At 71.0% G+C, this 15,520-nt stretch carries 14 protein-coding genes; 8 read left to right on the plus strand and 6 right to left on the minus strand.

The genetic code is table 11. From position 1 onward, the window contains the following. Positions 1-21 precede the first annotated feature (21 nt). Positions 22-1,182, minus strand: a complete 1,161-nt coding sequence (cobT, locus tag ACFVT5_RS35930; protein ID WP_389896940.1) for a nicotinate-nucleotide--dimethylbenzimidazole phosphoribosyltransferase — start codon at positions 1,180-1,182, stop codon at positions 22-24. A 112-nt stretch (positions 1,183-1,294) separates the two neighbouring features. Here cobT and ACFVT5_RS35935 point away from each other — a divergent pair, with 112 nt between their 5' ends. Next, a complete protein-coding gene (locus tag ACFVT5_RS35935) occupies positions 1,295-2,356 on the plus strand; it encodes a class I SAM-dependent methyltransferase (RefSeq protein ID WP_389896943.1) in 1,062 nt (353 codons plus the stop codon). On the opposite strand, the gene ACFVT5_RS35940 is transcribed toward ACFVT5_RS35935, so the two are convergent. Next, positions 2,353-3,549 (minus strand): bifunctional adenosylcobinamide kinase/adenosylcobinamide-phosphate guanylyltransferase, encoded by a 1,197-nt coding sequence (locus ACFVT5_RS35940; protein WP_389896945.1) that lies wholly within the window; start codon positions 3,547-3,549, stop codon positions 2,353-2,355. The genes ACFVT5_RS35935 and ACFVT5_RS35940 overlap by 4 nt on opposite strands. A 340-nt stretch (positions 3,550-3,889) precedes the next feature. Here ACFVT5_RS35940 and ACFVT5_RS35945 point away from each other — a divergent pair, with 340 nt between their 5' ends. Continuing rightward, complete coding sequence (locus tag ACFVT5_RS35945) at positions 3,890-4,138, plus strand: hypothetical protein (RefSeq protein ID WP_389896947.1); 249 nt, start codon at positions 3,890-3,892, stop codon at positions 4,136-4,138. An 81-nt stretch (positions 4,139-4,219) separates the two neighbouring features. Here the strand turns inward: ACFVT5_RS35945 and ACFVT5_RS35950 are convergent, their stop codons facing one another. From ACFVT5_RS35950 to ACFVT5_RS35960, 3 genes are all read right to left on the minus strand, one after another. Further along, positions 4,220-5,308 carry a S1C family serine protease gene (locus tag ACFVT5_RS35950; RefSeq protein ID WP_389896950.1) on the minus strand — a complete coding sequence of 363 codons (1,089 nt, stop codon included), beginning with the start codon at positions 5,306-5,308 and terminating at the stop codon, positions 4,220-4,222. 61 nt (positions 5,309-5,369) lie between these two features. Continuing rightward, entirely contained in the window at positions 5,370-6,071 is a 702-nt protein-coding gene (locus ACFVT5_RS35955; protein WP_389896952.1) for a class I SAM-dependent methyltransferase, read from the minus strand. 80 nt (positions 6,072-6,151) lie between these two features. Further along, positions 6,152-6,778, minus strand: coding sequence for a DUF3043 domain-containing protein (locus ACFVT5_RS35960; protein WP_389896955.1), 627 nt, complete (start codon positions 6,776-6,778; stop codon positions 6,152-6,154). Between the two features lie 253 nt (positions 6,779-7,031). Here ACFVT5_RS35960 and ACFVT5_RS35965 point away from each other — a divergent pair, with 253 nt between their 5' ends. The 5 genes from ACFVT5_RS35965 to ACFVT5_RS35985 all read left to right on the plus strand — a co-directional run bounded on the left by ACFVT5_RS35965 (position 7,032) and on the right by ACFVT5_RS35985 (position 13,516). Then, positions 7,032-7,826 (plus strand): PspA/IM30 family protein, encoded by a 795-nt coding sequence (locus tag ACFVT5_RS35965; RefSeq protein WP_389896957.1) that lies wholly within the window; start codon positions 7,032-7,034, stop codon positions 7,824-7,826. A gap of 20 nt (positions 7,827-7,846) precedes the next feature. Next, the gene (locus tag ACFVT5_RS35970; protein WP_389896959.1) at positions 7,847-8,125 is read left to right on the plus strand and encodes a hypothetical protein; all 279 of its coding nucleotides are present in this window, start codon (positions 7,847-7,849) and stop codon (positions 8,123-8,125) included. A 149-nt stretch (positions 8,126-8,274) separates the two neighbouring features. After that, positions 8,275-9,546 carry a sensor histidine kinase gene (locus ACFVT5_RS35975; RefSeq protein ID WP_389896961.1) on the plus strand — a complete coding sequence of 424 codons (1,272 nt, stop codon included), beginning with the start codon at positions 8,275-8,277 and terminating at the stop codon, positions 9,544-9,546. Beyond that, entirely contained in the window at positions 9,543-10,226 is a 684-nt protein-coding gene (locus ACFVT5_RS35980) for a response regulator (RefSeq protein WP_389896963.1), read from the plus strand. Before ACFVT5_RS35975 ends, ACFVT5_RS35980 begins: the two co-directional genes overlap by 4 nt. A 182-nt stretch (positions 10,227-10,408) precedes the next feature. Next, positions 10,409-13,516 carry an efflux RND transporter permease subunit gene (locus ACFVT5_RS35985; RefSeq protein WP_389896966.1) on the plus strand — a complete coding sequence of 1,036 codons (3,108 nt, stop codon included), beginning with the start codon at positions 10,409-10,411 and terminating at the stop codon, positions 13,514-13,516. A 78-nt stretch (positions 13,517-13,594) separates the two neighbouring features. On the opposite strand, the gene nadA is transcribed toward ACFVT5_RS35985, so the two are convergent. After that, positions 13,595-14,773: a quinolinate synthase NadA gene (nadA, locus tag ACFVT5_RS35990; protein WP_389896968.1), complete on the minus strand. Its 1,179-nt coding sequence runs from the start codon at positions 14,771-14,773 to the stop codon at positions 13,595-13,597. 331 nt (positions 14,774-15,104) lie between these two features. On the opposite strand from nadA, the gene ACFVT5_RS35995 reads away from it, so the two are divergent. Beyond that, positions 15,105-15,458: a HesB/IscA family protein gene (locus ACFVT5_RS35995; protein ID WP_389896970.1), complete on the plus strand. Its 354-nt coding sequence runs from the start codon at positions 15,105-15,107 to the stop codon at positions 15,456-15,458. Positions 15,459-15,520 lie beyond the last annotated feature (62 nt).

The raw sequence follows: 15,520 nt of genomic DNA on the forward strand, positions 1-15,520 counted from the left end.
GTCCGCCGTCCGGGCGGAGTCCTACTTCGCCGTCTCCGCTTCTGCCCCCGCCTCTGCGCCCGCCCCTGCCGCCGTGTCCTCCCCGACCTCGGCCTCCGCGTCCTCCTCGGCCTTGCGGGCCTCGGCGGAGTCGGTGTCCGTGCGCTCGGGAAGCTCCGCCGACAGGGCCGCGGCGGCCTGGACCAGCGACAGCGCGAGCAGCGCGCCGACTCCCTCGCCGACCTTGATGCCCTGCTCCAGTACGGGCTCCAGGGCCATCCGGTCCAGGGCCTTCGCCTGTGCGGGCTCCCCGCCGCTGTGTCCGGCCAGCCACCAGTCCGGCGCCCGGAACGCGACCCGCTGCGCCACCATCGCGCAGGCCGCCGACACCACACCGTCCAGGACCACCGGCGTCTTACGGACCGCGCACTGCAACAGGAACCCGGTGGCGGCGGCGATGTCGGCGCCGCCCACCGCCGCGAGCAACTGCAACTGGTCGCCGAGTACCGGCCGCGCCCGGCGCAGCGCGTCCCGTACCGCCGCGCACTTGCGCATCCACGCCAGGTCGTCGATGGTCTCGCCGCCGCGCCCGGTCACCACGGACGCGTCGGTGCCGCACAGCGCCGCGATCAGCGTCGCCGCCGCCGTCGTACCGCCCACGCTCAGATCGCCGAGCACCACCAGATCCGTACCGGAGTCGGCCTCCTCGTCGGCGACGGCCATCCCGCTGCGGAACGCGGCCTCGGCCTCGTCGGGCGTCAGCGCGTCCTCGACGTCGATCCGCCCGGAGCCGCGTCGCACCCGGTGGCGTACGACCTCGTCGGGGAGGGTGTCCCGGTCGCAGTCGAGCGCCAGGTCGACCACCCGGATCGGCACGTCCAGGCGGCGGGCCAGTACGGCGACGGGGGCCGTGCCGTCCAGGACCGCGCGCACCAGCCGCTCGGCACTTCCGGCGGGCCGTGCGGACACGCCCAGTTCGGCGATCCCGTGGTCGCCCGCGAACAGCACGACGCGGGGCCGCTCGATCGGCCGGACCGGTACGGAGCCCTGCGCCGCCGCCAGCCACTCGCCGAGTTCGTCGAGGCGGCCCAGCGCCCCGGGCGGCACGACGAGCCGTTCCCTGCGCTCCTCGGCGTCGCGGCGCACACCGCCGTCGGGGCGCTCGATCAGGTCGGTGAAGTCGTCGAGATTGAGGGACGTCATTCGCCGAACAGTACCGGCAGCGTCCGCGTCCGGTCATGGACGTCCCGCCGCGTGACGCACCGGTTCCGCTCTGTCGTTGAACCCGTCGCCATGATCCCTTACGTTCCGGTTTGTGCCCCCCACAGAGCAGACCGTCGCCGAGCGGACCGTCGCCGAACGGCGCCCCGCGTATCAGACCGAACTCGCCCGCGGCACCGACCACTTCCACGAGCGACGCCGCCCCGACTGCCCGTGGTGCGGCTCCACCGGCCTCGGCGTCCGGCTCCGCTCCACCGACCTGCTCCAGCACAAGCCCGGCGTCTTCGTTCTCGAACGGTGCCGGGAGTGCGGGCACTGCTTCCAGAACCCGCGGCTGACCCCCGAGGGCCTGGAGTTCTACGAGCGTGACGCGGCGGACCGGACGGCACGGGTCTTCTCCGCCCGGCACGGACGACGGCGCCACCGGGCCGCCGCCCGCGCGCTGCTGCCGTTCGGCGAGCCCGAGAGCTGGCTGGACGTGGGCACCGGCGACGCCCTCTTCCCGGCCGTCGCCCAAGGCGTGCACCCGTACACCTCCTTCGACGGACTGGACCCGGGGCCCGCCGTCGAGGAAGCGGTGGAGCGGGGCCGGATCGAGGAGGGCCACCGAGGCACGCTCCCCGCGCTCGTCCCCCTGCTGGCCGGCCGCTACGACGTGCTGAGCATGTTCCACCACCTGGAACGCGTCCTCGATCCGCGCGCCGAACTCCTCGCCGCCCACGCCGTCCTGCGCCCCGGCGGCCACCTGCTGATCGAGACGCCGGAGCCGGACAGCCGCGCCGCCGCCCTGCTCGGCCGCTGGTGGCCCGCGCACTGCCGCGCCCTCCATCTGATCCCCCTGACCAACCTCCGCCGCGAGTTGCGCCGCCTCGGCTTCACGGTCGTGGTCACCGACACCCGCGCCGCCCACACCCCGCTCGACCTCTCCGGCGCCCTCATCCTCGCCCTGGACCGCTGGCTGCCCCGCCCCGACACCCCCTGGCGCACCCACCCTCCGACCCCCCTCCAGCGTCGAACCCGCCGAACTCTGACCCGAGCGGCAACGCCTTTGATCAGCGCGGCCCAGGCAACGGACCACGCCCTGACCCCGCTGACCTCCCGGACGAGCTTCACCAACACGTACCGGGTCATCGCCCGTAAGGACGGCGGTGGTTAGCCTCGGAGGCGCATCGCGTGTCCTGCCACGATGAGCAGGACGTGCTCGCACTCGGCGGCGAACGCCGTGTTCAGGCGGCCGAGTTCGTCCCGGTAGCGGCGGCCCGAGGCCGTCGCCGGGACGATGCCCGAGCCGACCTCGTTGGACACGGCGACGACCGTCCGCCGGGTCCTGCGCAGGGCCGACGTCAACTCCTCGACGCGCCGCCGCAGTTCCCGCTCCCCGCCCCCGGCCCACTCGGCGTCGTCCCACGCGTTCACGGTGTCCATCGCGTCCGTCAGCCACAGCGACAGACAGTCGATCAGCAGCGGCGGCCCGGCCTCGTCGAGCAACGGCACCAGGTCACAGGTCTCGACGGTCCGCCACGACCCGGGCCGCCGCTCCCGGTGCGCGCCCACCCGCTCCGCCCACTCCGCGTCGCCGTCCCGCGCCCCGCCCGTGGCCACGTACAACACATCGGGGAACGCCGCGAGACGCCGCTCGGCCTCCACCGACTTCCCGGACCTGGCCCCGCCGAGCACCAGCGTCCTGCGCGGTACGTCGGGTACGTCCTCATAGGCGCCCACGGTCAGCGTCGTACCGTCCGGGACGGCGCGCGCCCCGGCCGCCGCGAGCCGGCGCCGCAGCTCACGGCCCGGCGGCACGTCGTGGTCCAGATGGACCGCGACCACATCGGTGGTGGGCCCCACGGCGCCGGACGCCCGCAGCCGGGCCACCGCGTCCGGACGCCCCACGACATCGGCGAGCACCAGGTCGTACGGGCCGTCGTCGGTGAGCCCCGCGGGCGCGGCGCCCGGCGGCAGATACAGCAGCCGCTGTCCGTCGGGGCCCGTGACCGCGTACCCCGTACCGGGGGAGTCCATCGGGACCGCGCGTACCCGGTGCCCGGTGAGCAGCGCCAGCTCACGCCCGTCGGGCACCCGGCCGGGCTGCGGCAGCCCCGCGGGCACCTCGACGGCCGGGCCGTCGTGCGGATGGGACAGGAGCACCTGGCGTACGCCCCCGAGCGAGTGACCCGCGCGGGCCGCGGCGAACGCCGCGCCCGGTGTCAGATCGAGCAGCAGCGTGCCGTCCACGAGCGCCGCCGTCGCGCCACGGGCGGCCTCCCGCAACGCCAGGGCGCAGACGGCACAGGGGCAGCCGGGCCGCGGCAGACCCTCGGGTCCTGCGGTGCCGAGCAGTGTCAGTTCCACGGGAAGATCCTCCCGCGTCCCCGACCGCGCGGCGAACTCCGGTACGGGGCGGTGACATGTGCGCCTCCGCCGCGTGGGCGCAACCAGCCACGCACTTCCTGCACTTTCCGCACAGGCCAGGCCCCTCACAGGGGCGCGGGGCGCTGACATGTGCGGCTCCGCCGCGTGGGCCCGCCCAGCCACGCACCTCCTGCACTTTCCGCACAGGGCCAGCCCCCTCACAGGGGCGCGGGGAACTGCGCAACCAGCCACCCACGCCCCGCGATTCCCGCACCGGTCCACCAGCGGAGCGCATAGGCTCGGGGGCGTTCACAGCGTGATCGAACCTCGGGAGGCTGGTATGGCGGCGTGGACGTGGCGGTTCGAGAAGGCCGATGGGACAGAGGTCCGGCCCGCGGTGCAGCCCGAGGATTTCACCACGCAGGGGGACGCCGAGTCCTGGATCGGTGAGGTGTGGAAGGAACTCGTCGCGGGCGGCGCCGACCAGGTCCGCCTGTTCGAGGACGCGACCGAGATCTACGGGCCGATGAGCCTGCACGCGGAGTCGGAGACGGAGCCGGAGGCAGCGTCGGAGGACGCCGCGACCTGAGCCTCACGTCCCGTACCACCTACGCCCGGCCGTACCCGCGTACGGCCGGGCGTACCGCTGGATACCTGGTGCGCCGCCGGACTACATCGCGCCGAGTGTCACGTCGACCGTGTTCTCGTTCCCGTCCCGCGTGTACGTGACCTGGACCTTGTCGCCCGGTTTGTCGGACGCCAGCACCTCGGAGAGCGAGGTGATCGTGCTGATCTGCTGATTGCCCACCTTGGTGATGATGTCCCCGGCCTGGAGCCCCGCCTTCTGGGCGGCCCCGCCGTTGGTCACGGACACGATCGCGACGCCGGCGGGCTGGTAGTTGGGCCCGACGACGGTACGGCCCGTGATGCCGAGCGCGGCCCGGCCCGAGTCGGTCACCTTGCCCTCTTTGATGATCTGGTCCGCGATGGTCTTCACCATGTTCGCGGGGATCGCGAACCCGATACCGGGCGCCGCGCTGTTGCTCAGTTGGGGGTCGGTCGCCGCCAGCGTCGGGATACCGATGACCTTGCTGTCCAGGTTGACCAGCGCGCCCCCGCTGTTACCGGGGTTGATCGCGGCCGACGTCTGGATCATGTTGCCGATGGTCGCGCCGGTGCCCCCGCCCCCGTTGCCCTCGCTGACGGTCCGCCCGACCGCCGACACGATGCCCTGGGTGACGCTGGAGGACAGCCCGAGCGGTGAGCCCATCGCCAGCACGATCTGCCCGACCTGGACCTGCGAGGAGTCCCCGAACGACGCCGCCTTCAGGCCCGACGGCACACTGTCCAGCTTGACCACCGCGAGGTCCTGCTCCGGGTAGGCGAACACCAGCCTGGCGGTCAGCGCCGACTCGTTGTTGGCGGTGGTCACCTTGAACGTCCGGTCGGTGCCGACCACATGCGCGTTGGTGACGATATGGCCCTGGGCGTCGTAGACCACGCCGGAGCCCAGGTCCTTGGAGCCCTGGACCTGTACGACGGACGGCAGAACGTCCTTGATGACCCTCTCGTAGTCGTCCTGGAGGCTGTTCGACGCCTTGACCGGCGGGGCGGCCCGGGTGGTCGTGTCGGTCCGCCCGGACGACGATCCGGCATCGGAACAGCCACCGACCAGTGCCACCAGGACCGCGGCGGCCACCAGGGGGAGCAGCGGCCGGTGGCCACGGGTACGGCCATGGGTACGAGGGGTTATGTCCATGTCCGGAGTATCACTTCGGACCGGTATGTCCGGCTTCCGGTGGGGGTCCGATCAGGGGGCCTCAGCCCCGAACCCCGCACAGATGCAGCAGTGCGGCCACCCCGCGGTACGGATCGGTACGGCCCGCGCGGTCCTCCGCGTCGATGAGGGCCGCGAGATCGGGCGGCGACGGGGTCTTGTCGGGGGCGGTGTCCGTGAAGACCCGTATGCCGTACCAGGCGTGCAGGGGCGCCCCGATCCCCGCGAGCGTCGCGGTGAGCGCGCCCAGCCGGTCGGCCCGTACGTCGAGCCCCAGCCGATTGCGGTACGCGGTCGAGTCGAACGCCGTCAGCGCCCCCGCCCAGTCCCCGTTCAGGCCCGGCCGCATCGCCAGGGCGTCGGCGTTGCGTACCAGCAAGGACAGCAGCCCGCCGGAGGCCAGCATCCGGGCCAGCCCCGCGACCAGGGGATCCGGCTCCTCGACATACATCAGCACGCCATGGCACAGCACCACGTCGAAGCTGCCGGGCAGGAAGTGCACCCCGGTGTCCCGGCCGTCGCCCTCGATCAGCCGGACCCGCTGCCGGATACCCTCCGGTTCCGCGGCCAGGGCGGCCCGCGCGGCGGCGATCATCCGCGCGTCCTGCTCCAGACCCGTCACCGCGTGACCGGCACGCGCCAGGCGCAGCGCCTGGGTGCCCTGCCCCATGCCGACGTCGAGCACCCGCAGCCGTCGCCCCACCCGGAACCGGCCGGCTATCTGCTCGTCGAGCTGCCGGGCCACCAACTCCTGCCGTACGGCGTCACGCAGCCCGCCCGGACCGTCCGGCCAGGTCGCCGCACCGTCCGGGAAGGAATCCGGACTCAGGGCCGCTCTCCGCGCTTGACCTGCGGCTTCGGCAGCCGCAGACGGCGCATCTGGAGCGTGCGCATCAGCGCGTAGGCCGTGGCGCCCTTCTTGGACTCGTTGGGGAAGCGCGCGTTGAGCTGCTTCTTCAGGCGGACCACCAGGCCGACCGAGTCCAGGATGATCAGCACGATCACCGCGAGCCACAGCAGCATCCCGACGTTCTGGAGCTGCGGCACACGGACCATGCTCAGTACGAGGATGATCACCGCCAGCGGCAGGAAGAACTCGGCGATGCAGAAGCGGGAGTCGACGAAGTCACGCGCGAACTTCCGCACCGGGCCCTTGTCCCGGGCGGGCAGATAACGCTCGTCGCCACTGGCGAGCGCCTGACGCTGGCGCTCCATCGCGGTACGCCGCTCGTCGCGCTGACGCTTCGAGGCGTCCTTGCGCGTGAGCTTCGTGTTCGCCACGGAGCGGCGCGGCGCCTGGGCCTCGCTGCGCTTGGGGGTCGGGCGGCCCTTGGGGGCCTGCGGGTCACGGGTCTGCTTGGAGTCGGTCACGGCCGCCTTGGCGGCGGTGGCCTTCTCTTCCTTGGCGCGGCTACGGAACACAAAACCCAAGGGTACGGGGTGCCGAGGCATGGACACCGGCCCGGTGGGGAACGATCCGGCAACACCGGTCGTCCTTCCTGGGGCAGACCGGACGTTGCCGACGGTTCGCCGGACGGACCTCGGGGAACACCTACTCCCTACGCCGGAGCTGATCCGGCCGCACTCGTCCTTGGGGATGAGCGCATCCGTCCCCGAACAGTGCGGTAATAGAGGCAGGACCCGTACTGTGGGACCTGTTGGAGAGCTTGAGCTGGAGTCCGTCAGAAGGGGGCGCGCGAAGCCCATGAGCGGTGTCATGAAGCGTATGGGGATGATCTTCCGCGCGAAGGCGAACAAAGCCCTTGACCGGGCCGAGGACCCGCGCGAGACCCTCGATTACTCGTACCAGAAACAGCTGGAGCTGCTTCAGAAGGTGCGCCGCGGTGTCGCCGACGTGGCGACGTCCCGCAAGCGCCTGGAGCTTCAGCTCAACCAGCTCCAGGGCCAGTCCAGCAAGCTGGAGGACCAGGGCCGCAAGGCACTCGCGCTCGGCCGCGAGGACCTGGCCCGTGAGGCGCTGTCCCGGCGCGCCGCGCTCCAGCAGCAGGTCACGGACCTGGAGACGCAGCACACCACCCTCCAGGGCGAGGAGGAGAAGCTCACCCTCGCGGCGCAGCGGCTCCAGGCCAAGGTCGATGCCTTCCGCACCAAGAAGGAGACCATCAAGGCCACGTACACCGCCGCCCAGGCGCAGACCCGGATCGGCGAGGCGTTCTCCGGCATCTCCGAGGAGATGGGCGACGTCGGCCTGGCGATTCAGCGCGCCGAGGACAAGACGGCGCAGCTCCAGGCACGTGCGGGCGCGATCGACGAGCTGCTCGCCTCGGGTGCCCTGGACGACCAGTCCGGCATGGCCAAGGACGACATCGCCGCCGAGCTGGACCGCATCTCGGGTGGTACGGATGTAGAGCTGGAGCTCCAGCGCATGAAGGCCGAGCTGGCGGGCGGCTCCTCGTCGTCGCAGCAGGCCATCGAGGGCGGCCAGGAGGCCGGCAAGGGGCAGCAGCCGCAGGACACTCCGCGCTTCGACAAGCAGTAGCCCACGCCGAGGAGGGCGTCATGATCGTACGGATCATGGGGGAGGGGCAGGTGAGGTTGGCCGACAGCCACCTCACCGAACTGAACAAGCTGGACGACGAACTGATGGCCGAAGTGGAGAACGGCGACGGTCCGGGCTTCCGGCACACCCTGACCACGCTCCTGGACAAGGTCCGAGAGCTGGGAACGCCTCTCCCCGACGACTCCCTGGAACCGTCGGAACTGATCCTGCCGTCATCCGACGCCACCCTCGACCAGGTCCGGGACCTTCTGACGGACGAGGGCCTGATCCCTGGCTGAGTACCCGGCAAGGCCGGGTGTTTTCGCCGCCGCAGCGGTGCTCCGCCCTCACGGTGAGTGTCCGGCGGAATGGTCGACCGGCCGCAGGGCCGAGGGCCGACCGCAGGTCAGGCTGTGGTCGGGTCAGGTCCCACGCGGGAGGAGCGGCGTTGCATCACCGGGCGAAGGCCGTCCGCTCCTGGCTCAGGGAGCATCCGCTGGCCCCCGACGCAGCCCTGGCGGCAGGCGTCCTGGTCTGCATGATCACCGGCGCCTTCGTCGACCCGCAGAAGCACGGTCCCGACCACTGGGGCACCCACACCCCCAGCGCCTTCAGCATCGTCCTCATGGTGCTCGCCGCCACCGCGCTGATCTTCCGGCGCCGCGCACCCATGCCGGTGCTGTACGCCACCGGCGCCCTCTCCTTCGTGGAGCTGGTCAGCGGCGAACCCCGCGCCCCCGTCGTCATGAGCGCCGTCGTCGCGCTGTACACCGTCGCCGCCACCACCGACCGGCCCACCACCTGGCGCGTCGGCCTGCCCACCATGACCGCCCTGACGGCCGCCGCCATGCTCGCGGGGCCGCTGCCCTGGTACGCCCAGGAGAACCTCGGCATCTTCGCCTGGACCGGTATGGCCGCCGCCGCGGGCGACGCCGTCCGCAGCCGCCGCGCCTTCGTGCACGCCATACGCGAACGCGCCGAACGCGCCGAACGCACCCGCGAGGAGGAGGCCCGGCGCCGTGTCGCCGAGGAACGCCTCCGGATCGCCCGCGACCTGCACGACGTGGTCGCCCACCACATCGCCCTGGTGAACGTCCAGGCGGGCGTCGCCGCGCATGTCATGGACAAGCGCCCCGACCAGGCCAAGGAAGCTCTCGCCCATGTCCGCGAGGCCAGCCGCTCCGCGCTCGGCGAACTGCGCGCCACCGTCGGCCTGCTGCGGCAGACCGGCGACCCCGAGGCCCCCACCGAACCCGCGCCGGGCCTGGACCGGCTGGAAGAGCTGGTCGACACCTTCCGCAACGCGGGGCTGCCCGTCGAGGTGGCCCGCGGCGACCACGGCACGACACTGCCCGCCGCCGTCGACCTCGCCGCGTACCGGATCATCCAGGAGGCCCTGACCAATGTGCAGAAGCACGCGGGCGAGAACGCGAAGGCCGAGGTCAGCGTCGTCCGGGTAGGCGCCAGGGTGGAGATCACCGTCCTTGACGACGGCGGCACCGCCGCGACGGGCGACGGTCTCCCGCACCCCGGCGAATCCGACCGGCCCCTGGAGGAGGGCGGCGGACACGGCCTGCTCGGCATGCGGGAACGCGTCGGCGCGCTCGGCGGCAGCTGCGCCGCCGGACCCCGTTACGGAGGCGGCTTCCGGATCCATGCGATCCTGCCGGTCAAGGTCCGTGCCACCCAGGGCACGACGGAGACGGGGGACCGCGTATGACCGCCATCCGGGTGCTGCTCGCCGACGACCAGGCACTGCTGCGCAGCGCGTTCCGGGTGCTTGTCGACTCCGAGCCCGACATGGAGGTGGTCGCCGAGGCGTCCGACGGCGCCGAAGCCGTACGCCTCGCCCGCGCCGAGCGGGCCGATGTCGTCCTCATGGACATCCGGATGCCCGGCACCGACGGTCTCGCCGCGACCCGGCTGATCTGCGCCGACCCGGCGCTCGCCGGGGTCCGGGTGGTGATGCTGACGACGTTCGAGGTCGACGAGTACGTGGTCCAGTCGCTACGGGCCGGCGCCTCCGGTTTCCTCGGCAAGGGCTCGGAGCCCGAGGAACTGCTCAACGCGATCCGGGTCGCCGCCGCCGGTGAGGCCCTGCTCTCGCCGGCCGCGACCAAGGGCCTGATCGCCCGGTTCCTCGCCCAGGGCGACGGCGACGACGACCGCGACCCGGCCCGCGCCGAACGGCTCGACGCGCTCACCGTCCGCGAACGCGAAGTCCTCGTCCAGGTCGCGGGCGGCCACTCCAACGACGAGATCGCCGAGCGCCTCGAAGTGAGCCCGCTCACCGTGAAGACCCATGTGAACCGGGCCATGGCCAAGCTCGGCGCCCGCGACCGCGCCCAACTCGTCGTCATCGCCTATGAGTCGGGACTCGTACGCCCCCGCACGGAATGACCCCTCCACCCGGGACCTAGACCCGAAGGTGTACGGCGCGTACTCCGCCCGCAGTATGCATCGCATAAGGAAAGGGACCTGGGACCGAGGAATAGGGGTTCGGGCATGGCGCAAGGTGTAGCTCGGGGGCTTCAGATGTGCCTCCTCCTGCCGCGCAAGCCACAGAAGAGAGACCGTCACCCATGTCCTGGCTGTCCAGATTCAGCCTCGCTCAACGGGCCCTGATAGGACTGATGTCGATCATCGCGATCGTCTTCGGTGCCATCGCGATACCCCAGCTCAAGCAGCAGCTGCTGCCCACCATCGAACTGCCGATGGTGTCCGTCCTGGCCCCGTACCAGGGTGCGTCCCCCGATGTGGTCGAGAAGCAGGTCGTCGAACCGCTGGAAGACAGCATCGAGGCGGTCGACGGCATCACCGGTGTCACCTCCACGGCGAGCGAGGGCAGCGCCGTGATCATGGCCCAGTTCGACTTCGGAGGCGGCACCAAGCAGCTCGTCGCCGATGTCCAGCAGGCCGTGAACCGCGCCCGCGCCCAACTGCCCGCCGCCGTCGACCCGCAGGTCATCGCCGGTTCGACGGACGACATCCCGACCGTGGTCCTCGCCGTCACCTCGGACAAGGACCAGCAGGCGCTGAAGAACCAGCTCGACCGCACGGTCGTGCCCGACCTGAAGAACATCGACGGCGTCGGCCAGGTCACCATCGACGGCGTCCGCGACCTCCAGGTCACCGTCACGCCCGACGACAAGAAGATGGCGCAGGCCGGCATCGGCTCGGCGGCCCTCGGTCAGGCGCTCCAGGCGGGCGGCGCGACCGTCCCGGCCGGCTCCTTCGACGAGGGCGGCAGCAACCGCACGGTCCAGGTCGGCGGCGGCTTCACCTCGCTGCGGCAGATCGAGGACCTGATGATCACGGGCGAGGGCGGCAAGAAGCCCGTCCCCCTGTCGGACATCGCGTCGGTGAAGCAGGAGCCGTCGAAGGCGGACTCCCTCACCCGCACCAACGGCAAGCCCAGCCTCGCGGTCGCGCTCACCATGGACCGGGACGGCAGCGCCGTCGCCATCTCGGACGCGGTCAAGGACAAGCTGCCCGAACTCCGTAAGAACCTGGGCTCCGGCGCCACGCTCACCGTGGTCAGCGACCAGGGCCCCGCGGTCTCCAAGTCCATCGACGGTCTCACCACCGAGGGCGCGCTCGGTCTACTCTTCGCGGTCCTCGTCATCCTGGTGTTCCTGGCGTCGGTCCGCTCGACCCTGGTCACCGCGGTCTCCATCCCGCTGTCGATCGTGCTCGCGCTGATCGTCCTGTGGACCCGGGACCTGTCGCTCAACATGCTGACCCTGGGCGCCCTGACCATCGCCATCGGCCGCGTCGTCGACGACTCGATCGTGGTCCTGGAGAACATCAAGCGCCACCTCGGCTACGGCGAGGAACGTCAGGACGCCATCCTGAATGCGGTCAAGGAGGTCGCGGGCGCCGTGACCGCCTCGACCCTGACCACCGTCGCGGTGTTCCTGCCGGTCGGTCTGGTCGGCGGCATGGTCGGCCAGCTCTTCGGCTCGTTCAGCCTGACGATCACGGCGGCGCTCCTCGCGTCCCTGCTGGTCTCGCTGACCGTCGTCCCGGTGCTCTCGTACTGGTTCCTGCGGCCCCCGAAGTCCGTACGGGGCGTCGACCCCGACGAGGCGCGCCGCGAGGCGGAGGAGAAGGAGGCCCGCAGCCGCCTCCAGCGTGTGTACGTGCCGGTGCTGCGGTTCGCGACCCGTCGCCGCCTCACCAGCCTGGCCATCGCGGTCCTGGTCCTCGTCGCGACCTTCGCGATGGCGCCCCTGCTGAAGACCAACTTCTTCGACCAGGGCGAGCAGGAGATCCTGACCATCAAGCAGGAGTTGAAGCCGGGCACCAGCCTGGCGGCGACCGACGCGTCCGCGAAGAAGATCGAGACGATGCTCGAAGGCATCGACAACGTCAAGGACTACCAGGTCACCATCGGCTCGTCCGGCTTCATGGCGGCCTTCGGCGGCGGCACCGACACCAACCAGGCGTCGTTCCAGGTCACGTTGGAGGACAAGGCGTCCTTCGACAAGACCCAGACCCGGATCGAGGAGGGTCTCGGCGAGCTGTCCGGGATCGGCCAGACGACGATCGCCGCCGGTGACGGCTTCGGCAGCCAGGACCTCAGCGTCGTGGTGAAGGCCGCGGACGGCGAGGTGCTGCGCGAGGCGGCCGACCAGGTCCGGGACACGGTCGCGAAGCTCGATGACGTCACCGACGTCCAGAGCGACCTGTCGCAGTCCGTGCCGCGGATCTCCGTGACGGCCAACGACAAGGCCGCCGCCGCGGGTTTCAACGACGCCACGCTCGGCGCCGCCGTCACCCAGGCGGTCAACGGCTCGGTCACCGGCAAGGCGACCCTCGACGACACCGAGCGCGACATCGTCGTACGGTCCGCCAAGCCCGCCGAGACCATGGACCAGCTCAAGGCCCTGCCGCTCGGTCCGGTGAAGCTCGGCGACATCGCCACCGTGAAGCTGGTCGACGGGCCGGTCTCCATGACCCGGATCGACGGTCAGCGGGCCGCGACCATCACGGCCCGGCCGACCGGTGACAACACCGGCGCGGTGAGCACCGAACTCCAATCGAAGATCGACTCGCTGAAGCTGCCCGACGGCGCCACGGCGTCCATCGGCGGTGTCTCGCAGGACCAGGACGACGCGTTCATGAAGCTCGGCCTGGCGATGCTGGCGGCCATCGCGATCGTCTTCATGGTCCTGGTCGCGACGTTCCGCTCGCTGGTGCAGCCGCTGATCCTGCTGGTGTCGATCCCGTTCGCGGCGACCGGCGCGATCGGCATGCTGCTCCTCACCGGTACGCCGATGGGTGTGCCCGCGATGATCGGCATGCTGATGCTCATCGGCATCGTCGTCACCAACGCGATCGTGCTGATCGACCTGATCAATCAGTACCGGCGTCAGGGCTACAGCACGGTCGACGCCGTCATCGAGGGCGGCCGGCACCGGCTCCGCCCGATCCTGATGACGGCCCTGGCGACGATCTTCGCGCTGCTTCCCATGGCGCTCGGCGTCACGGGCGAGGGCGGATTCATCGCCAAGCCGCTCGCGGTGGTGGTGATCGGCGGTCTGATCTCCTCGACGCTGCTGACCCTGCTCCTCGTCCCGACGCTGTACGCGATCGTCGAACTCCGCAAGGACAAGCGACGCGCCAAGCGCGAGGCGAAGCGGGGGGCGCCCCAGGCGGTCGAGACACCGGAACCGGTACAGGTCTGACGGTCCCGTCCGTCCCGTAACAGCAGAAGGGTCCGGAGTACGCGAGTACTCCGGACCCTTTCGTCGGCCCAGGCCGGCCTACGGAAGAGCCAGCATCCGCTCAAGCGCCAGCTTCGCGTACCGCTCGGTCTCCCGGTCCACCTCGATGCGGTTGACCAGGTTGCCCTCGGCGAGGGATTCCAGGGTCCACACCAGGTGCGGCAGGTCGATGCGGTTCATGGTCGAGCAGAAGCAGACCGTCTTGTCGAGGAAGACGACCTCCTTGTCCTGGTCGGCGAAACGGTTCGCCAGTCGCCGTACGAGATTCAGTTCCGTACCGATCGCCCACTTGGAACCGGCGGGCGCCGCCTCCAGCGTGTTGATGATGTACTCCGTCGAGCCGACCTGGTCCGCCGCCGCGACGACCTCGTGCTTGCACTCCGGGTGCACCAGGACGTTGACACCGGGGATCCGGGCCCGGACGTCCTCGACGGACTCCAGTGAGAAGCGGCCGTGCACCGAGCAGTGGCCCCGCCACAGGATCATCTTCGCGGCGCGCAACTGCTCAACGGTCAGACCGCCGCCGGGCTTGTGCGGGTTGTAGACCACGCAGTCGTCCGGCGAGAGACCGAGATCACGGACGGCGGTGTTGCGCCCGAGGTGCTGGTCCGGCAGGAAGAGCACCTTCTCACCCTGCTCGAAGGCCCATTCCAGCGCCCGCCGCGCGTTGGACGAGGTGCAGATGGTGCCGCCGTGCCGACCCGTGAACGCCTTGATGTCCGCGGACGAGTTCATGTAGGAGACGGGCACGACCTGTTCGGCGACGCCCGCGTCGGTCAGTACGTCCCAGCACTCGGCGACCTGTTCGGCGGTCGCCATGTCGGCCATGGAACAGCCGGCCGCGAGGTCGGGCAGGACGACCTTCTGGTCGTCGCCGGTGAGGATGTCCGCGGACTCGGCCATGAAGTGCACACCGCAGAAGACGATGTACTCGGCCTCCGGGCGGGCGGCGGCGTCCCTGGCCAGCTTGAACGAGTCACCCGTGACATCCGCGAACTGGATGACCTCGTCGCGCTGGTAGTGGTGCCCGAGTACGAAGACCTTGTTCCCGAGCTTCTCCTTGGCCGCGCGGGCCCGCTCGACCAGGTCCGGGTCGGAGGGTGACGGCAGATCTCCGGGGCATTCCACGCCCCGCTCGCTGCGCGGGTCGGCCTCACGGCCGAGCAGCAGCAGGGCGAGCGGGGTCGGCTGGACATCCAGGGGCTGGGCGGTGGTCACGTCACGCACCCTTTCTTCTCTGCGAGGGATGGCCCCGGGGCGCTGCTGTGCGCGGGGGCTCTCGGCGGCTCTGGGGCGGCCTGCGGGCTCTCGCCCCGACCCGCCTTTTCGTCTATTTGACGCTATCTATCATAACTGCTTCACGTCACGTTGACGATGCCCATCGCGTCGATGTGACGCATCACCGGCAGCCGCGGCAGTGCCGGTCCGCGGGCCCGTGTGCGAGCATGGAAAGCGCACGAGGAAAGACACCCCGGCCCGGAATGAATCCGCGGCCCCGCCGGTTGCACACGTCGGCAAGCAGTCTCCGTACAACCCGGGAGAGATGTAGATGTCCGTATCGGACGAGACCACGACCACCGACGGCATCGCCCTGTCCGACGCCGCCGCGGGCAAGGTCAAGGCCCTGCTCGACCAGGAAGGCCGGGACGACCTGGCGCTTCGCGTCGCCGTCCAGCCCGGCGGCTGCTCCGGCCTGCGATACCAGCTCTTCTTCGACGAGCGCTCCCTCGACGGCGACGTCGTCAAGGACTTCGACGGGGTCAAGGTCGTCACCGACCGGATGAGCGCCCCCTACCTCGGCGGCGCCTCCATCGACTTCGTCGACACCATCGAGAAGCAGGGCTTCACGATCGACAACCCGAACGCCACGGGCTCCTGCGCCTGCGGCGACTCCTTCAGCTAAAGCCCCCTCGCGGGTATGACTCGCGGGTACGACGGTGGCGGCGCCCCCGCATGATGCGGGGG

This window comes from Streptomyces sp. NPDC058001 (assembly GCF_042886315.1).
In the GTDB taxonomy this organism is placed as follows: Bacteria; Actinomycetota; Actinomycetes; order Streptomycetales; family Streptomycetaceae; genus Streptomyces.

Coding starts and splice junctions, on each gene's coding strand:
- ACFVT5_RS35950 (WP_389896950.1), bottom strand. CDS start 5,308: ATGGACATAACCCCTCGTACCCATGGCCGTACCCGTGGCCACCGGCCG.
- ACFVT5_RS35945 (WP_389896947.1), top strand. CDS start 3,890: ATGGCGGCGTGGACGTGGCGGTTCGAGAAGGCCGATGGGACAGAGGTC.
- ACFVT5_RS35970 (WP_389896959.1), top strand. CDS start 7,847: ATGATCGTACGGATCATGGGGGAGGGGCAGGTGAGGTTGGCCGACAGC.
- cobT (WP_389896940.1), bottom strand. CDS start 1,182: ATGACGTCCCTCAATCTCGACGACTTCACCGACCTGATCGAGCGCCCC.
- ACFVT5_RS35960 (WP_389896955.1), bottom strand. CDS start 6,778: ATGCCTCGGCACCCCGTACCCTTGGGTTTTGTGTTCCGTAGCCGCGCC.
- ACFVT5_RS35980 (WP_389896963.1), top strand. CDS start 9,543: ATGACCGCCATCCGGGTGCTGCTCGCCGACGACCAGGCACTGCTGCGC.
- ACFVT5_RS35965 (WP_389896957.1), top strand. CDS start 7,032: ATGAGCGGTGTCATGAAGCGTATGGGGATGATCTTCCGCGCGAAGGCG.
- ACFVT5_RS35985 (WP_389896966.1), top strand. CDS start 10,409: ATGTCCTGGCTGTCCAGATTCAGCCTCGCTCAACGGGCCCTGATAGGA.
- ACFVT5_RS35995 (WP_389896970.1), top strand. CDS start 15,105: ATGTCCGTATCGGACGAGACCACGACCACCGACGGCATCGCCCTGTCC.